Source organism: Pedobacter sp. P26, from assembly GCF_050632135.1.
GTDB lineage: Bacteria > Bacteroidota > Bacteroidia > Sphingobacteriales > Sphingobacteriaceae > Pedobacter.
This window is the reverse complement of the sequence record NZ_CP192574.1, coordinates 5,300,322-5,314,030: the sequence shown is the minus strand read 5'-3', so window position 1 is coordinate 5,314,030 and position 13,709 is coordinate 5,300,322. Positions and strand designations below refer to the sequence as shown.

The window sequence follows — 13,709 nt, the reverse complement described above, 5'->3', positions numbered from 1 at the left end:
AGTTGATGTTGCTGCTGTTGAATATTACCCGAAGAAACTTTAGAGAAAAAATCATGCAGAAAGAGGTACTCGCCTTTAGCTAAAATTACTTTTTGTTCGATTTTCTTATACCAATCCACCTCAAAATCTTATTGATTTTATAAATATCCCCTTCAGGGGCTGTGGTTATTCGTACCTCAACGCCTCTACCGGGTCTAGCTTTGAAGCTTTTTTGGCAGGATAGTATCCGGAAAGGATTCCTACAAATACACATAATACAAAGCCACCAATAATAAATAACCAGGGGATCAGGAATGCTCCACCCATAGCAAGGGAAATCAGGTTTCCTAAAACTATTCCGAGAAAAATACCTAGGGCTCCACCCATTAAACAGATTACTACAGCCTCGATTAAAAACTGGCGGCGAATAACCTTTGGATTTGCGCCGATCGCTTTACGGATACCAATTTCGCGTGTACGTTCGGTAACTGAAACCAGCATGATATTCATTAAGCCTATTGAGGCTCCAATTAAAGTAATAATTCCAATGGCCACACCACCAATAGCTACAAAGGCCAGGTTCTCGAATAATGTTTGAGCAATGGCATCACTCTTGGTAATCTCGAAATTATTGGTTTCGTTTACCTTTACTTTGCGGATATTTCTGAATAGTGCGGTAGATTCGCCAATAATGTTTTCCTGCATCTCATTACTAGGTACCATTACTGTAATGGTGTAAGATGGGTTGGCATTGGCATTAATCTGCTTCGCTTTTAGCAGGGGCACATAAACGGCCCTGTCGCCACTAAAGCCCATGCTCGATCCTTTTTTCTCTAATATGCCAACAATTTTAAAACGGTTATTACCTACATTGATCAGTTTATCTAAAGGGTCTGAGTCTTTGAACAGTTTTTCTACTACTTCGCCACCAACAACACAAACATTACTTCCCAACTGTATTTCAGAAACGCTAAAATTTCTTCCCTGTGAGAGATTTAAACCCTGAGAGGCTAAACCATTTTCATCAATCCCCTGAACGTTAATATTAGGATTAGTTTTTAAACTGCCATATTTTATGGTAGAGCCGCTGCTGGCAAAAACGCTTACTGCAACAGTAGCTGGCGTATTCAGGCTATCTTTAAATTTAACAGCATCTTCGTAGCGGATGGCTTTAAAAGGTTTTGGTCTTTTTCCATTTCCAATCCTGATTCCGGTACCACGGTTTCTTATGGTAAATGAGTTGGCCCCCATGCTACTGAAAGCATCTGTCATACTTTTCTTTACAGCATCCAGCGTGGTTAAAATCCCAACCAAAGCCATTAAACCAATAGCAATAATCAAAGCAGTAAGCATGGTACGCAAGCGGTTAGCTTTAATTGATTCTAATGACAGTCTGATGTTTTCTCTGTAATTCATTTATAGTAAGTACCAAGTCAAGTATTGAGTATCAAGTATGAAGATGGGATTTGCCCTATACCCTTTGCCTTAAACCTTATTTGTAAAAATAAAAAAAGTCCCGATGTTTAGACAAGGGGACTGCACTATATGTTACAATAATATTTTATTTATGCCGAGAAACTCGTGCCACAGCCGCAGGTGCTCGTTGCATTAGGGTTAACGAAGGTAAAACCACGGGAATTTAATCCATCCTGCCAATCAATCATCATACCCATTAAGTACATCTGGTGTGCTTTATTCATGAAAACTTTAATGCCCTCAATAAAATATTCCTGATCGCCATCTTTTTTCTGATCAAAACCCAAAACGTAGTTCATCCCAGCGCAACCACCGCCCTCTACGCCAACACGTAATCCGTAATCCTCACCGATCTCCTGCTGATCTTTTAATTTATATAACTCTTTAGTTGCTCCTTCGGAAAAAGTAACCGGTGCAAATGCTGTATCAACTGTTGTGCTCATGTTATTTAAATTTTATCTGTCACAAATATAAATAATAATGCACATTTTTGCTTTTAACGGTCTGTTAATATTACCGTAATTAAACAATACTTATGAATACCCAACAGATTTTGATTGATATAGTGATCTTATTTGCAGGCATTTTTGCTGCGTTAATGGCCGTTTATTATATTTTAAAGAGCGATATTCAGCGATTTTTCGACCTCAGGAATATTGAACTGAATAAAGAAAGCAGAGCGCACATTTTACCTTTAAGATTGCAGGCGCACGAGCGTTTAATTATATTCGTCGATCGTATTAACCCGGCTAATTTGCTTGTTCGTCTGCATCAGCAAGGAATTGCCATTGCTACTTTACAAGCAGGTATTTTAAATGAAATCCGCTCGGAGTACCAGCATAACATCACTCAACAGTTATATGTAGATAGTGTAACCTGGAGTATAGTACAAAAATTAAAAGACGATACTATTGCTATGGTGAATAATACAGTACAAGGTTTACCAGCCGATGCAAATGGAATTGAATTGAGTAAGGCAATTTTACAGCAGATGGCTGGTATAGATGACAATCCATACGACTTAACGATCGAACTGATTAAAAAAGATATCCATAAGTTGTTTTAAGAGGAGTTAACTGGTTACCAGTTTAAACAATTAAACTTCAATTACAGTTAACCAAAATATACACCATGGCTGGGCCAGTTAACCAATGACCACTGAACTAATGAACTAACCAAATGAGCGAGAAAAAGCATACCACTACTTCGGGGATTGAAATAAAGGCGCTTTATACCGAAGCGAAGCCAATGGAAGAACTGCCCGGAGAATTTCCTTTTACCAGGGGGATTCAGAAGGATATGTACCGCGGTCGCTTGTGGACGATGCGGCAGTATGCTGGTTTTTCGACTGCTGAAGAATCAAACAAGCGTTATCATTATTTATTGGCTCAGGGTACAACAGGATTATCTGTTGCGTTTGATCTTCCAACGCAAATTGGTTACGATTCCGATCATGAAATGGCTGATGGAGAGGTAGGTAAGGTTGGTGTGGCTATCGACTCGTTGAAGGATATAGAGATTTTATTTGATGGCATTGAGCTGAAAGACATTACAACTTCGATGACGATTAATGCAACGGCTTCGATTTTACTGGCCATGTATATAGCGCTCGCCAAAAAACAAGGTGCAGATTTAAAGCAGATTTCGGGCACAATTCAGAATGATATCTTAAAAGAGTATGCTGCAAGGGGAACCTATATCTATCCGCCAAAGCAATCAATGCGTTTAATTACCGATATTTTTGAGTTTTGTAGCAAAGAAGTGCCGAAATGGAATACCATTTCCATATCTGGCTACCATATTCGTGAGGCTGGCTCTACTGCTGTACAAGAGCTTGCTTTTACATTAGCTAATGGCAAGACTTACCTAAAAGCCGCTTTAGATAAGGGTTTAAATATTAACATCTTTGCGAAACGCTTGTCGTTCTTCTTCAATTGCCACAATAATTTCTTTGAGGAAATTGCTAAGTTTAGGGCTGCAAGGCGGATGTGGGCGAAAATTACCAAAGATTTGGGCGCTGCAGATGAGAAAGCCCAGATGTTAAGGTTTCATACCCAGACCGGAGGCTCAACATTAACCGCGCAACAACCCCTAAATAATGTGATCAGGGTAAGCAATCAGGCAATGGCTGCGGTTTTAGGTGGAACACAGTCCTTACATACTAATGGCTACGATGAAGCGCTTTCGCTTCCAACAGAATCGGCAGCAAAAATTGCTTTACGTACCCAGCAGATTATTGCTTTCGAGAGTGGTGTTACCGATACAGTAGATCCATTGGCGGGATCATTCTTTGTAGAGAACCTCACCGATGAAGTTGAAGCTGCTGCGTGGGCTTATATCGATCGGATAGATGCTATGGGTGGTTCGGTGAACGCCATCGAAAGCGATTATATGCAGAATGAAATTGCCAGCGCAGCTTATCAATATCAAAAAGAGATTGAAAGCGGCGAAAGGATCTCTGTTGGAGTAAATAAATTTACACAACAAGAGGAAGCTTTAACCGAGGTTTTCAATATAGATGACTCGATCCGCAAGCTGCAATCTGAAAAGCTCGATCACTTAAAATCAAACCGCGACCAAGCTGCGGTAGAAAAAGCATTGCAGCAATTGAGCGAAGCTGCCAAAGGCGAAACTAATCTAATGCCTTTGATTATCGATTCCGTTGAAAAATATGCCACTCTTGGTGAAATTGCAGATGTATTCAGGAATACATTTGGTGTTTATTAGTTAAAATTAAATACCCTGATTTTTTGATTCATTTCTAAGTTTAAATTGAAGATATCCTGCTTCTGATAAATGGCAATAAAATGATTAGCATTTTATTCACAATATGTGAATAATGAACTAAACTGTCGTAAAATTCATACTATAATAACAACTAATGAAATAGTATAAACGACTGGCCTGAATTAATAATTTATTTATTTAACTTATGCCTTTGATTTTCAGTTTGTTTGATGTTGAAAGGGGCTAAAACGCTTAACTAGTATCTAAAATGGCTTAAATTTTGCTTTTTCAGCAGCAATTCGAAGTAATGAAGGTATTGATTATAAATAGTGGTTGTGTGGATAACCAGTGTTAATAAATAGTTATCAACATAAAAAATTGAGGTTAAGCGGGCTACTATATTCCTTATCAGTACGTTACGATTTATTTAAAATTTTTGTTTAAAATGTTGATAATTATGTCAATATTCGTAGTCCCTAAACGGACCATCCCTTTAATTCGAATAGGCACTGTAAACCAATAAATTATAGAAATCGCAATGGAAAAAACTTGTACAGAAGTGTGGAAGAACTGTCTTCAAATTATTAAGGATAACATTCCGAGCCAAAGTTTCAAAACCTGGTTCGAGCCAATAACGGCCCTTAAATTGGAAGGCAAGGTTTTAACCATACAGGTGCCAAGTTTGTTCTTTTACGAATGGCTTGAAGAACATTATGTGGGCTTGCTGCGCAAGACTGTAAAAAAACAACTTGGAGAGGATGGCAGGTTGGAATATAACATCGTTGTAGATAAATCATCAAACAGCGGTAATCCTTATACTACCAATATGCCCTCAAATGGAAATGGAGCGGAGGCAAAGGTACAATCGATGCCGATTCCGGTTTCCATTAATAAGGATATTAAAAACCCATTTATTATCCCAGGATTAAAAAAATTAAATGTTGATCCACAATTAAACGCAAACTATACTTTCGAAAATTATATTGAGGGAGATTGCAATCGCTTGGCGCGCTCTGCAGGTTACGCTGTAGCTGCTAAACCAGGAGGTACATCTTTTAACCCTTTGATGATTTACGGTGGAGTAGGTTTGGGTAAAACGCACCTGGCGCAGGCAATCGGTAATGAGATTAAACGCAGCATGCCAGATAAATTAGTGATCTACGTAAGTTGTGAGAAATTCTGTCAGCAGTTTGTAGATTCCTTGAAAAACAACACCATTAACGATTTCGTTAACTTTTATCAGGCAATGGATGTAATCATCATGGATGATGTGCACAACTTTGCAGGTAAAGAAAAAACACAGGATATTTTCTTCCACATTTTTAATCATCTACATCAGTCGGGCAAACAGGTAATCTTAACATCTGACAAAGCACCGAAAGATTTAGCTGGTTTGGAAGAGCGTTTGTTAAGCCGTTTTAAATGGGGTTTATCTGCAGATCTACAGATTCCTGATCTGGAAACGCGTATCGCTATCTTAAGAAAGAAAATGTATGCTGATGGTATTGAGTTACCAGGCGAGGTGGTAGAATATGTTGCACATAACATTGATAACAACGTACGTGAGTTAGAGGGTGCTATGGTATCTCTTCTGGCGCAGGCTACTTTGAATAAAAAAGAAATCGATTTAGCTCTGGCTAAACAAATGTTGAAGAACTTTATCAAAAATACTTCAAAAGAAATTTCAATGGAATACATCCAGAAATTGGTTTGCGAGTATTTTGAGGTTCCGGTTGATATGGTAAAATCGCAAACACGTAAACGTGAAATTGTTCAGGCCCGTCAGATTTCGATGTACCTATCTAAAAGCCATACTAAATCATCATTGAAAACAATTGGTGCTTTCTTTGGTGGCCGCGATCATAGTACCGTAATTTATGCTTGCCAAACGGTAGAAGATTTAATTGATACTGACAAGAAGTTTAAAGCTTACGTACACGATATCCAAAAGAAATTAAAAATGAGCTAAACTTTAGTGCAAGGGCAGAAAGATAGAAGGGTTTAAATTAAAATCTTTTGTTCGTGTTCAAAAAGTTGAAGCTATAACTATAAAGGCCGATATTTATCGGGCCTTTATAGTTTATCAGGTTTTCTAAACCATTAAAGCTTCTCTATCTCGGCCAAACCATATAACAGTGCAGCAACGTGGAGGGCTTGTGCTATTTTATTATCTTTAATAAACTGTTTTACCTCTTCTACAGTATATTCCTCCACATTTAAAATTTCATGCTCGTCTAAATGCTGCTCATCTGTTTTAACACCACCAGTTAAAAAATAAGTAAATATTCTGTTATTTGAGGTTGCCGGATTGGGATAAAGTTCTGCAATAAATTTGCAGGTTTTAAAACTGTAACCAGTCTCTTCCAAAAGCTCACGTTTAACGGCAAACTCCGGAGCCTCATCACCATCAATCACACCACCCGGAACTTCAAGTGAAATAATATCAGCTGCATGGCGGTACTGGCGTACCATAATTATTTTTCCTTCTTCTGTTAATGCAATCGCATTTACCCAGTTTGGGTATTCTAAAACATAATAATCATCTTTTATCACGCCACCCGGAAGTTTCACTTCATCAACGCGTAAGGTAGCCCACTGTTCGCGTACTAAATATTTAGAGGCTAGTTTCTGCCACTTTTCTATAATCATTTAATTTATATTGTTTATTTTGTTTAGCGCCGTGCGCTTGGCGCTTAGCGTATGTATTGCTGTATCGTTTTCTGGCGGTGCAGGTTTACCAAATGTACAATCTTGTGCTGATCTGACAAGTATTGATAAACTAAATTAAGTTTTGGTGCAATGCTTTGGTTGCGATCGTGACTCACACCTAACTCATAATACAGAAATTCGCTTAATGAGTCGAGTTTTTCAGGGGGAAGACTGCTTTCAGTCAACCAATTTTCAAAAACAGAAAGATTTTCATTTTCAAGAATTTCTTTTGGTAATTGAAAGCCTCCTTCCATAGTTTCGTCAAAAAGTTGATTGGCTTCAGCCAGCTTGCCTTCTAACTTTAAGCCCATAATACGGGCCAAAACTTGTGCAAGTTTCTGTATTTCTGCTGTGATTAAATCTCTTCGGTACATTATTGTTGTAATATTAGGTTGTTGAAAAGTTAAAATATTATGTAACGTTCAAAATAAAATCTTTTCCAATCTACGGACTAACCTACCAGCTTCCGCTGCTACCGCCACCGCCAAAGCTTCCTCCGCCAAAGCCACCGAATCCTCCTCCTCCACCAGAAGAACCGCCTCCCCAGCCACCGCTGCTTCGGCCGCCGCCACTTCCAAACAGCATAGCCCAAAATAGGGCGTTAGACGCGCCCCGTCCGCCGATTACTTCGCTTCCGCCTCCGCCACCTTTTCTCATAAAGATGATGATTACGATTACAATAATGATAATAACCACAATACTACCGCCTCCACCACCTTTTTTTGAAGAAGCTTTCGGGTTATCGTTTTTATATTCACCACGGGTATATTTTATAATTGAAGTAGTACCTTCATCCAGACCGGCATAATAGTTTCCTGCTTTAAAATTGGGCTTAATATCGTTATCAATAATGCGTTTGGCATAAATATCAGGTAATGCGCCTTCTAAGCCATAACCCGTTTGAATAGAGATTTTTCGGTCGCCAACTGCCACAACGATCATAATACCATTGTTTTTGCCGCTTTGGCCAACTCCCCATTTCCTGCCCAGTTCTACAGCGTATTCATTAATATCATAATCACCTACAGATTTTAATATCGCTATGGCAATCTGTGTAGAAGAAGAATCGTTAAAAGTTACCAGTTTGCTTTCGAGTGCCTGTTTCTGATCGGCCGATAACACGTTCGCATAATCATTAACCAAAGTGTTAGGCTTTTCCGGAAAATCCTGTGCAAAGGCAAAACTGAGGAACAGGCTGAGCAGCGATAAAAGGAATATTTTCTTCATCTCTTATTTGTTCTTCAGGTTATCCATAAAAACAATATCGTTCGGCAGTTCATTAATGTCGCCTTTTTGCGGTGGGAAGAATAAGGCTAACTTTTCTCCAGCCAATGCTACGCCTGCAATAATGCCATCAGCCAAATTGCCTTTTGTAAAATGCGCTGTCATCGCAATTTTAGTAGTTTCCCAAAAGTTTTCAGGTACCACCTGATGAATCCCGACATCGCCGATAATGGCAAATTTATGATCGGCATGTGCCAGATAAATCAGTACACCATTTCTTTTTGCTGTTTTATCCATGTCCAGTTTAGCAAAATATTCTGTGGCTTTTTCGTATGGATCGCCTGCGCAATGTTTATCAATAGCAATCCTAATTTCTCCGGAAGTTGCTCTTTCTGCATCGGAAATCGCGTTTGCTATTCTTTCTTGTTCAATATCTGAAAATAACGACATCTGTTTATTTTATATGAAGTAAAAAGGGTAATAAATGTTCAGTTAAACATTCACTACCCTTATATATTGTGTTAAAAATAATTAAAACTCTACTTTAGGTGCATTTTTAGCAGATGCGTCAGCCTCGAAATATCCTTTTGGTTTAAAACCGAACATTCCGGCTGTTAAATTGGTTGGAAACGATCTTATTTTGCCATTATATTCCTGTACTGCATCATTAAAATCTTTTCGGGCAACGGTGATCCTGTTTTCGGTACTTTCTAATTGTGCCGATAAATCACTGAATTGTTGTGTAGCCCTTAACTCAGGATAATTCTCTGTAATGGATAATAATTTACCCAATGCCTGACTTAATTCTCCCTGCGCAGCCTGGAATTTTTTGATGTTTTCAGGTGAAAGATCATCCGTGTTAACAGTCATCTGCGTGGCTTTTGCACGTGCCTCAGTTACCGCGGTTAATGTACCCTGTTCAAATTTAGCAGCACCTTTTACAGTTGCTACCAGGTTCGGAATCAAATCTGCTCTTCTCTGATATTGGGTTTGTACTGTTCCCCATTTCGATTTAACGTTCTCATCCAATTTAACCATGCTGTTATATCCGCATGAACTTAAAGTGCTCACTGCAATTACTGCAGCTAAAATTCCAAATATTAATCTTTTCATTTTTATGATTTTGTCTTTTTAATAGAATTGATTTATGGTCAATTTACGAATTAGATATCAAATTGCATGCCTTTGTTACAGTTTCGGTATTTATCTGACAGGTTGACAAGCTACTCATTGAATTTAACAAGGTAAAATCATGAGATTTGATTGAGTAATTTGTGTATATCGAGCCTGGTTCTTTGTTTTGGAGCGCAGGGCCTTTCGCTTTTTTAATGTTCCTCCCGCTCTCCGCTTTATCCCGATAAAAACCTGGGAAGCAAGCAAGCACACCAAAATATAACATAAACTTGTGCTTAAATCGGGATGCCCGCTCCGATCGGGGCTAGAAACTTCGGCCTGTAGCACGGAAAAACCGAAATAGTAGCAGAAAAATAACCTAATTAAATCTTAAGGATGCCCCCGATCTTTCATCCTACAGTGGGGACACAAATATTCAAGAATAGTTTAGGCATTTTGCTAACCAACTTTAATAGAATACGGATTTTAACGAAGGACGCCGTCAATCCCAGGTGGCAGAAGGATCAAAAAAACAGTTGCAGAATAGAACAAATTGCACCACCAAACCTGAAACGCAGTGGTTTTGTGAAAATACCTCTCAAACTTTCACTTAGCAGAAACAAACAAAACAAAGTGCCGCTGTTTTTTTGATGAGCGTGTGTGGTGAGAAGCCACATTGTTGGATTGACAAAGCGCTTTGGGTACTTTGGCGCTCCAAAGTACCATGCCTCCGCGGCAAAGAGCGGTAGAAAGATTTTGTAATAAAAATCCGTGTTTATCTGTGGTTAAAATCCTTTAACTAACATTGGACAATAGCTAAGGCCTATGAAATAATGCAAATAAATAATTCTGAAAGTACAAATGAATTTTATTATACAGTTGCCTATCTTTGTACTGTTCGGGATAAAAACCTGACATGATATGCAAAAAGACATCGAAATTACTTTACTCCCTGATCAGGTTGAGCAAACTGAAGTTATTAAACAAAAGCTGGCCGAAGGTCTAAAACTTTCTGAAACTAGAATTAAAGGCTACGAAATTCTAAAAAGATCGATCGATGCCCGTTCCAGAAAGGTGATTTTCCGTTTGCAGGTAAAGGTTTTTGTAGATGAAGAAGCCATTCCTGAAGTTTATACCATTAACTATCCCAATGTGAGCGGAGCCAAACCGGTAATTATTATCGGCGCTGGTCCGGCAGGCTTGTTTGCGGCTTTGCAATGCATTGAAAATGGATTGAAGCCCATTATTATTGAACGTGGTAAAGATGTAAAACAACGCCGGAGAGATTTGGCTGCCATAAACAAGCAGGGATTAGTGAATACCGAATCTAATTATAGTTATGGAGAAGGTGGCGCAGGGACCTATTCTGATGGTAAACTGTATACCCGTTCCAATAAGCGGGGCGATATTAATAAAGTGCTTCAGGTTTTTGTCAACCATGGCGCAGAACCTGATATTGCTATCGATGCACGTCCACATATCGGTACCAACAAACTTCCACACATCATTACTGCGATAAAAGATACCATTTTGAATGCCGGCGGAGTGGTGCTGTTTGATAGTAAGATGACCGACATTTTAATCGAATTCGGGAAAATAAAAGGAATTGAGATAAATTTTGAAGAAAAACTCCTTGCTGATGATATTATCCTGGCAACTGGTCATTCTGCAAGAGATGTGTATGAATTGTTAAACAGTAAAAATATCCTGATCGAAGCAAAACCATTTGCTTTAGGCGTACGGATTGAACATCCTCAGGAAATTATTGATTCAGCCCAGTACCACTGCGATATCCGCTCGGAATTCTTACCACCAGCTTATTATAGTTTGGTTGAGCAGGTTGGTGCCCGGGGGTATTTTCATTTTGTATGTGCCCGGGAGGTATTATTGCACCTTGTTCTACTGGCGAAAATGAAATTGTGGTAAATGGCTGGTCGCCATCTAAAAGGAATAATCCTTATGCCAACTCGGGAACAGTAGTTCAGGTTACGTTAAATGATGTTCAGGGTTATGATCCACTTAGAATGTTGCATTTCCAATCGGAGATTGAAAAAATGGCTTTTGAGGCCGGTGGCGGAAATCTGGTAGCGCCTGCACAGCGTATGGTCGATTTTGTGAATAATAAATTATCGATCGATTTACCAAAGAACTCCTATCTGCCTGGTACCAAAAGTTCGATGCTGGATAATATCCTTCCTGAATTTGTATCTGATAGTTTGCGCGCAGCATTGCCTCTATTTGGTAAAAAAATAAGGGGCTATTACACAAATGAAGCTATTTTGGTAGGAGTAGAAAGCAGAACTTCCTCTCCGGTAAGGATTCCACGAGATAAAGAGACTTATCAGCACCCCCAGGTAAAAGGTTTATATCCCTGTGCAGAAGGCGCAGGTTATGCCGGCGGAATCGTTTCGGCAGCAATTGATGGAATTAACTGTGCAAATGCAATATTGAACGCATCTTAACAAACTTTATAGAGTGCCCGTTGTTATTTCGTTATGTTTAATATCACGAATGAAATAAAAAAAGCTTTCAATGGTGATGCATGGCATGGCAATCATGTAATGCAAACATTGAATAATGTGAATCCGGAAAAAGCATTTAGTCATTTTATTCCCGGTGCACATTCTATTGCAGAAATTGCCTTGCATTTAACTGCCTGGACAGAAGAGGTTAGTTCTAGATTAACCGGTAAGCCAGCTGCAGAACCTGCAAGAGGCGATTGGCCTGAACCTGAATCAGGGACACCACAAGCTTGGGAGCGCATCATCTTTGATTTTAAGATTGCAAATGAAGAACTGATCCGCCTTTGCGAAAGCCTGAAAGACAACCAATGGAATGATGAAGTGAAGAGCGAGCGTAATCCTGCTTTAGGTACGGGAGTAACCAATATTGAACTGGTAAGCGGTTTGGCACAACACCATGCCTATCATTCTGGTCAGATTGCTTTATTATCCAAATTTTAATCTGTGTATCTCTCCATCTGTGTAATCAATTTTAAAATGAAAAAGACACTAATTATTGGCGCGTCGCCAGATCCATCCAGGTATGCTTACAAAGCAGCCCACATGCTTAAGCGTTTTAACCATGATATTGTCAATGTTGGCATAAAAAAGGAGAAGTGGCAGGTACTGAAATTGAAAAGCCTGGAGGAATTCACCAGGATATTGATACCATCACCTTATATATTGGTCCTGCTTTACAGCCACAATACCACGATTATATTCTGGCCACCAAACCAAAGCGGGTAATCTTCAACCCAGGGACTGAAAATTACGAACTGGAGAAACTATTGGATCAGCATGATATAGAACCTGTTGAAGCCTGCACTTTAGTATTGCTAAGTACCGGACAATATTAAAAGCGGTATACTACACCCCAATTTACAAAATCTGCCTGGGCAAAGTGCATATAGGTTTTTGCCTGTAAACCAATATGTGGTGTAATATTAAATGTAGGTCCAAATGTCCAGTACCAGGTAGCTTTGTCCATCAACCTATTGTAGTGGATGTATTTTCCAATCTGTGCCGCAACGGTTATTCGCCACAAGTTAATGTCGGCACCAATGCTGATTCCGGTGCGCCAATGGTCGTAAGAAGTACCATAGTTTTGGAAAGTTTCCCCATAATTATTAGGGTCGAAAACTGTAAAATAATAAACTGCATCAGCACCTGCCTTAAGTGTCATCATATCATTCAGATAGAAATTATAACCTGCATATAATCCACTTTTTGTACAAACTTTTATTTCTATTCGCAAATACGCCTCTTGCACCTAAGCCAGCACTAAGCTCAATTGAATTTCGCTGTAAAGTAGTATAAGTGCTTTTCTGCTCCGCAGTTAATGGCTTCTGATTGTTCAACTTCAGACCGATATAAACATTTCCAGTGTTTAAACCTCCGTTTGGAACAGTAGCCCCTCCGTTTGATACATGTAAAAAACCAAAACCCAGTAACAGATCTGCATATTGGCTCATTGGCAGCTCCATTCCTAAATCTGCTTTTATGGTTTCATTAATCGGGCTTCCCAAAAATCTGTTTTTTGTATTATTAAAGTAATACTTGTTTGTGTAACCCAAGCCAACGCCAGGCGTAAAATTAAATTTCGCTTTTCCTACTTTGAATAATTGAAAATCCATCTGGGCCACCAAACCATATACCTGCCCAAAGGCATGTTCCGAAGTATCTTTTGTTCCCTTTAATTTGCTTAGGTCTCTGAAAATAAATCCGATCCCATAAGATTTGGCTCCGCTAAACCCGATCCATTTATCACTGTTCGTGCTGATATCCTTAAAATAAGCCGCGTCAAAACCTATAATCTGGTCCTGGAACAAATGTCCTTGGTCGCTATTTACATGCGTACCGAAAATAGGTTTAAAAATAATCGAATGATTTTCTGATGCAATTTGTGCCTGGGCAAAAGTAGTACAGGTAATCAGGATGATTAGGGATAGGGATAATTTTTTCATTAGTTTTTACTAAAAC

The 13,709-nt window shown here is 39.0% G+C and carries 13 protein-coding genes and 2 pseudogenes; 6 read left to right on the top strand and 9 right to left on the bottom strand.

The window, feature by feature from the left end; translation table 11 throughout:
- Positions 1 to 165: 165 nt before the first annotated feature.
- A complete protein-coding gene (locus tag ACQ86H_RS24580; RefSeq protein ID WP_431292803.1) occupies positions 166 to 1,395 on the bottom strand; it encodes an ABC transporter permease in 1,230 nt (409 codons plus the stop codon).
- A 149-nt stretch (positions 1,396 to 1,544) separates the two neighbouring features.
- A complete protein-coding gene (locus ACQ86H_RS24575) occupies positions 1,545 to 1,898 on the bottom strand; it encodes a HesB/IscA family protein (protein WP_121287812.1) in 354 nt (117 codons plus the stop codon).
- 92 nt (positions 1,899 to 1,990) lie between these two features.
- Here ACQ86H_RS24575 and ACQ86H_RS24570 point away from each other — a divergent pair, with 92 nt between their 5' ends.
- The 3 genes from ACQ86H_RS24570 to dnaA all read left to right on the top strand — a co-directional run bounded on the left by ACQ86H_RS24570 (position 1,991) and on the right by dnaA (position 6,151).
- Positions 1,991 to 2,521 carry a hypothetical protein gene (locus ACQ86H_RS24570; protein ID WP_138820081.1) on the top strand — a complete coding sequence of 177 codons (531 nt, stop codon included), beginning with the start codon at positions 1,991 to 1,993 and terminating at the stop codon, positions 2,519 to 2,521.
- A gap of 113 nt (positions 2,522 to 2,634) precedes the next feature.
- Positions 2,635 to 4,182 (top strand): acyl-CoA mutase large subunit family protein, encoded by a 1,548-nt coding sequence (locus ACQ86H_RS24565; RefSeq protein WP_431292802.1) that lies wholly within the window; start codon positions 2,635 to 2,637, stop codon positions 4,180 to 4,182.
- A gap of 538 nt (positions 4,183 to 4,720) precedes the next feature.
- Positions 4,721 to 6,151, top strand: a complete 1,431-nt coding sequence (gene dnaA / locus ACQ86H_RS24560; RefSeq protein WP_121287815.1) for a chromosomal replication initiator protein DnaA — start codon at positions 4,721 to 4,723, stop codon at positions 6,149 to 6,151.
- A gap of 131 nt (positions 6,152 to 6,282) precedes the next feature.
- Here dnaA and ACQ86H_RS24555 read toward each other — a convergent pair whose 3' ends face one another.
- The 5 genes from ACQ86H_RS24555 to ACQ86H_RS24535 form a co-directional block, all read right to left on the bottom strand.
- Positions 6,283 to 6,831, bottom strand: a complete 549-nt coding sequence (locus tag ACQ86H_RS24555) for an NUDIX hydrolase (RefSeq protein ID WP_431292801.1) — start codon at positions 6,829 to 6,831, stop codon at positions 6,283 to 6,285.
- 44 nt (positions 6,832 to 6,875) lie between these two features.
- Positions 6,876 to 7,265, bottom strand: coding sequence for a hypothetical protein (locus ACQ86H_RS24550; protein WP_431292800.1), 390 nt, complete (start codon positions 7,263 to 7,265; stop codon positions 6,876 to 6,878).
- Positions 7,266 to 7,347: 82 nt separating this feature from the next.
- Positions 7,348 to 8,118 (bottom strand): TPM domain-containing protein, encoded by a 771-nt coding sequence (locus ACQ86H_RS24545; RefSeq protein ID WP_431292799.1) that lies wholly within the window; start codon positions 8,116 to 8,118, stop codon positions 7,348 to 7,350.
- 3 nt (positions 8,119 to 8,121) lie between these two features.
- The gene (locus ACQ86H_RS24540) at positions 8,122 to 8,565 is read right to left on the bottom strand and encodes a TPM domain-containing protein (RefSeq protein WP_431292798.1); all 444 of its coding nucleotides are present in this window, start codon (positions 8,563 to 8,565) and stop codon (positions 8,122 to 8,124) included.
- A gap of 81 nt (positions 8,566 to 8,646) precedes the next feature.
- Entirely contained in the window at positions 8,647 to 9,228 is a 582-nt protein-coding gene (locus tag ACQ86H_RS24535) for a LemA family protein (RefSeq protein WP_132403466.1), read from the bottom strand.
- A gap of 921 nt (positions 9,229 to 10,149) precedes the next feature.
- Here ACQ86H_RS24535 and ACQ86H_RS24530 point away from each other — a divergent pair.
- From ACQ86H_RS24530 to ACQ86H_RS24520, 3 genes and pseudogenes are all read left to right on the top strand, one after another.
- Positions 10,150 to 11,690: pseudogene (locus ACQ86H_RS24530) on the top strand (NAD(P)/FAD-dependent oxidoreductase).
- Between the two features lie 33 nt (positions 11,691 to 11,723).
- On the top strand, positions 11,724 to 12,191 hold the full coding sequence (locus ACQ86H_RS24525; protein ID WP_431292797.1) for a DinB family protein: 468 nt from the start codon (positions 11,724 to 11,726) through the stop codon (positions 12,189 to 12,191).
- Between the two features lie 36 nt (positions 12,192 to 12,227).
- Positions 12,228 to 12,586: pseudogene (locus ACQ86H_RS24520) on the top strand (CoA-binding protein).
- Here the strand turns inward: ACQ86H_RS24520 and ACQ86H_RS24515 are convergent.
- Both ACQ86H_RS24515 and ACQ86H_RS24510 read right to left on the bottom strand, forming a co-directional pair.
- Positions 12,583 to 12,915: a hypothetical protein gene (locus ACQ86H_RS24515; RefSeq protein ID WP_431292796.1), complete on the bottom strand. Its 333-nt coding sequence runs from the start codon at positions 12,913 to 12,915 to the stop codon at positions 12,583 to 12,585. The pseudogene ACQ86H_RS24520 and the gene ACQ86H_RS24515 sit on opposite strands and share 4 nt — an antisense overlap.
- Positions 12,916 to 12,931: 16 nt before the next feature.
- Positions 12,932 to 13,693 carry an acyloxyacyl hydrolase gene (locus ACQ86H_RS24510; protein WP_431292795.1) on the bottom strand — a complete coding sequence of 254 codons (762 nt, stop codon included), beginning with the start codon at positions 13,691 to 13,693 and terminating at the stop codon, positions 12,932 to 12,934.
- Between the last annotated feature and the right edge of the window lie 16 nt (positions 13,694 to 13,709).

Excerpts from the sequence above, each read along its gene's own strand:
- ACQ86H_RS24580 (WP_431292803.1), bottom strand. The coding sequence starts at position 1,395 with ATGAATTACAGAGAAAACATCAGACTGTCATTAGAATCAATTAAAGCT.
- ACQ86H_RS24575 (WP_121287812.1), bottom strand. The coding sequence starts at position 1,898 with ATGAGCACAACAGTTGATACAGCATTTGCACCGGTTACTTTTTCCGAA.
- ACQ86H_RS24570 (WP_138820081.1), top strand. The coding sequence starts at position 1,991 with ATGAATACCCAACAGATTTTGATTGATATAGTGATCTTATTTGCAGGC.
- ACQ86H_RS24565 (WP_431292802.1), top strand. The coding sequence starts at position 2,635 with ATGAGCGAGAAAAAGCATACCACTACTTCGGGGATTGAAATAAAGGCG.
- dnaA (WP_121287815.1), top strand. The coding sequence starts at position 4,721 with ATGGAAAAAACTTGTACAGAAGTGTGGAAGAACTGTCTTCAAATTATT.
- ACQ86H_RS24555 (WP_431292801.1), bottom strand. The coding sequence starts at position 6,831 with ATGATTATAGAAAAGTGGCAGAAACTAGCCTCTAAATATTTAGTACGC.
- ACQ86H_RS24550 (WP_431292800.1), bottom strand. The coding sequence starts at position 7,265 with ATGTACCGAAGAGATTTAATCACAGCAGAAATACAGAAACTTGCACAA.
- ACQ86H_RS24545 (WP_431292799.1), bottom strand. The coding sequence starts at position 8,118 with ATGAAGAAAATATTCCTTTTATCGCTGCTCAGCCTGTTCCTCAGTTTT.
- ACQ86H_RS24540 (WP_431292798.1), bottom strand. The coding sequence starts at position 8,565 with ATGTCGTTATTTTCAGATATTGAACAAGAAAGAATAGCAAACGCGATT.
- ACQ86H_RS24535 (WP_132403466.1), bottom strand. The coding sequence starts at position 9,228 with ATGAAAAGATTAATATTTGGAATTTTAGCTGCAGTAATTGCAGTGAGC.
- ACQ86H_RS24525 (WP_431292797.1), top strand. The coding sequence starts at position 11,724 with ATGTTTAATATCACGAATGAAATAAAAAAAGCTTTCAATGGTGATGCA.
- ACQ86H_RS24515 (WP_431292796.1), bottom strand. The coding sequence starts at position 12,915 with ATGATGACACTTAAGGCAGGTGCTGATGCAGTTTATTATTTTACAGTT.
- ACQ86H_RS24510 (WP_431292795.1), bottom strand. The coding sequence starts at position 13,693 with ATGAAAAAATTATCCCTATCCCTAATCATCCTGATTACCTGTACTACT.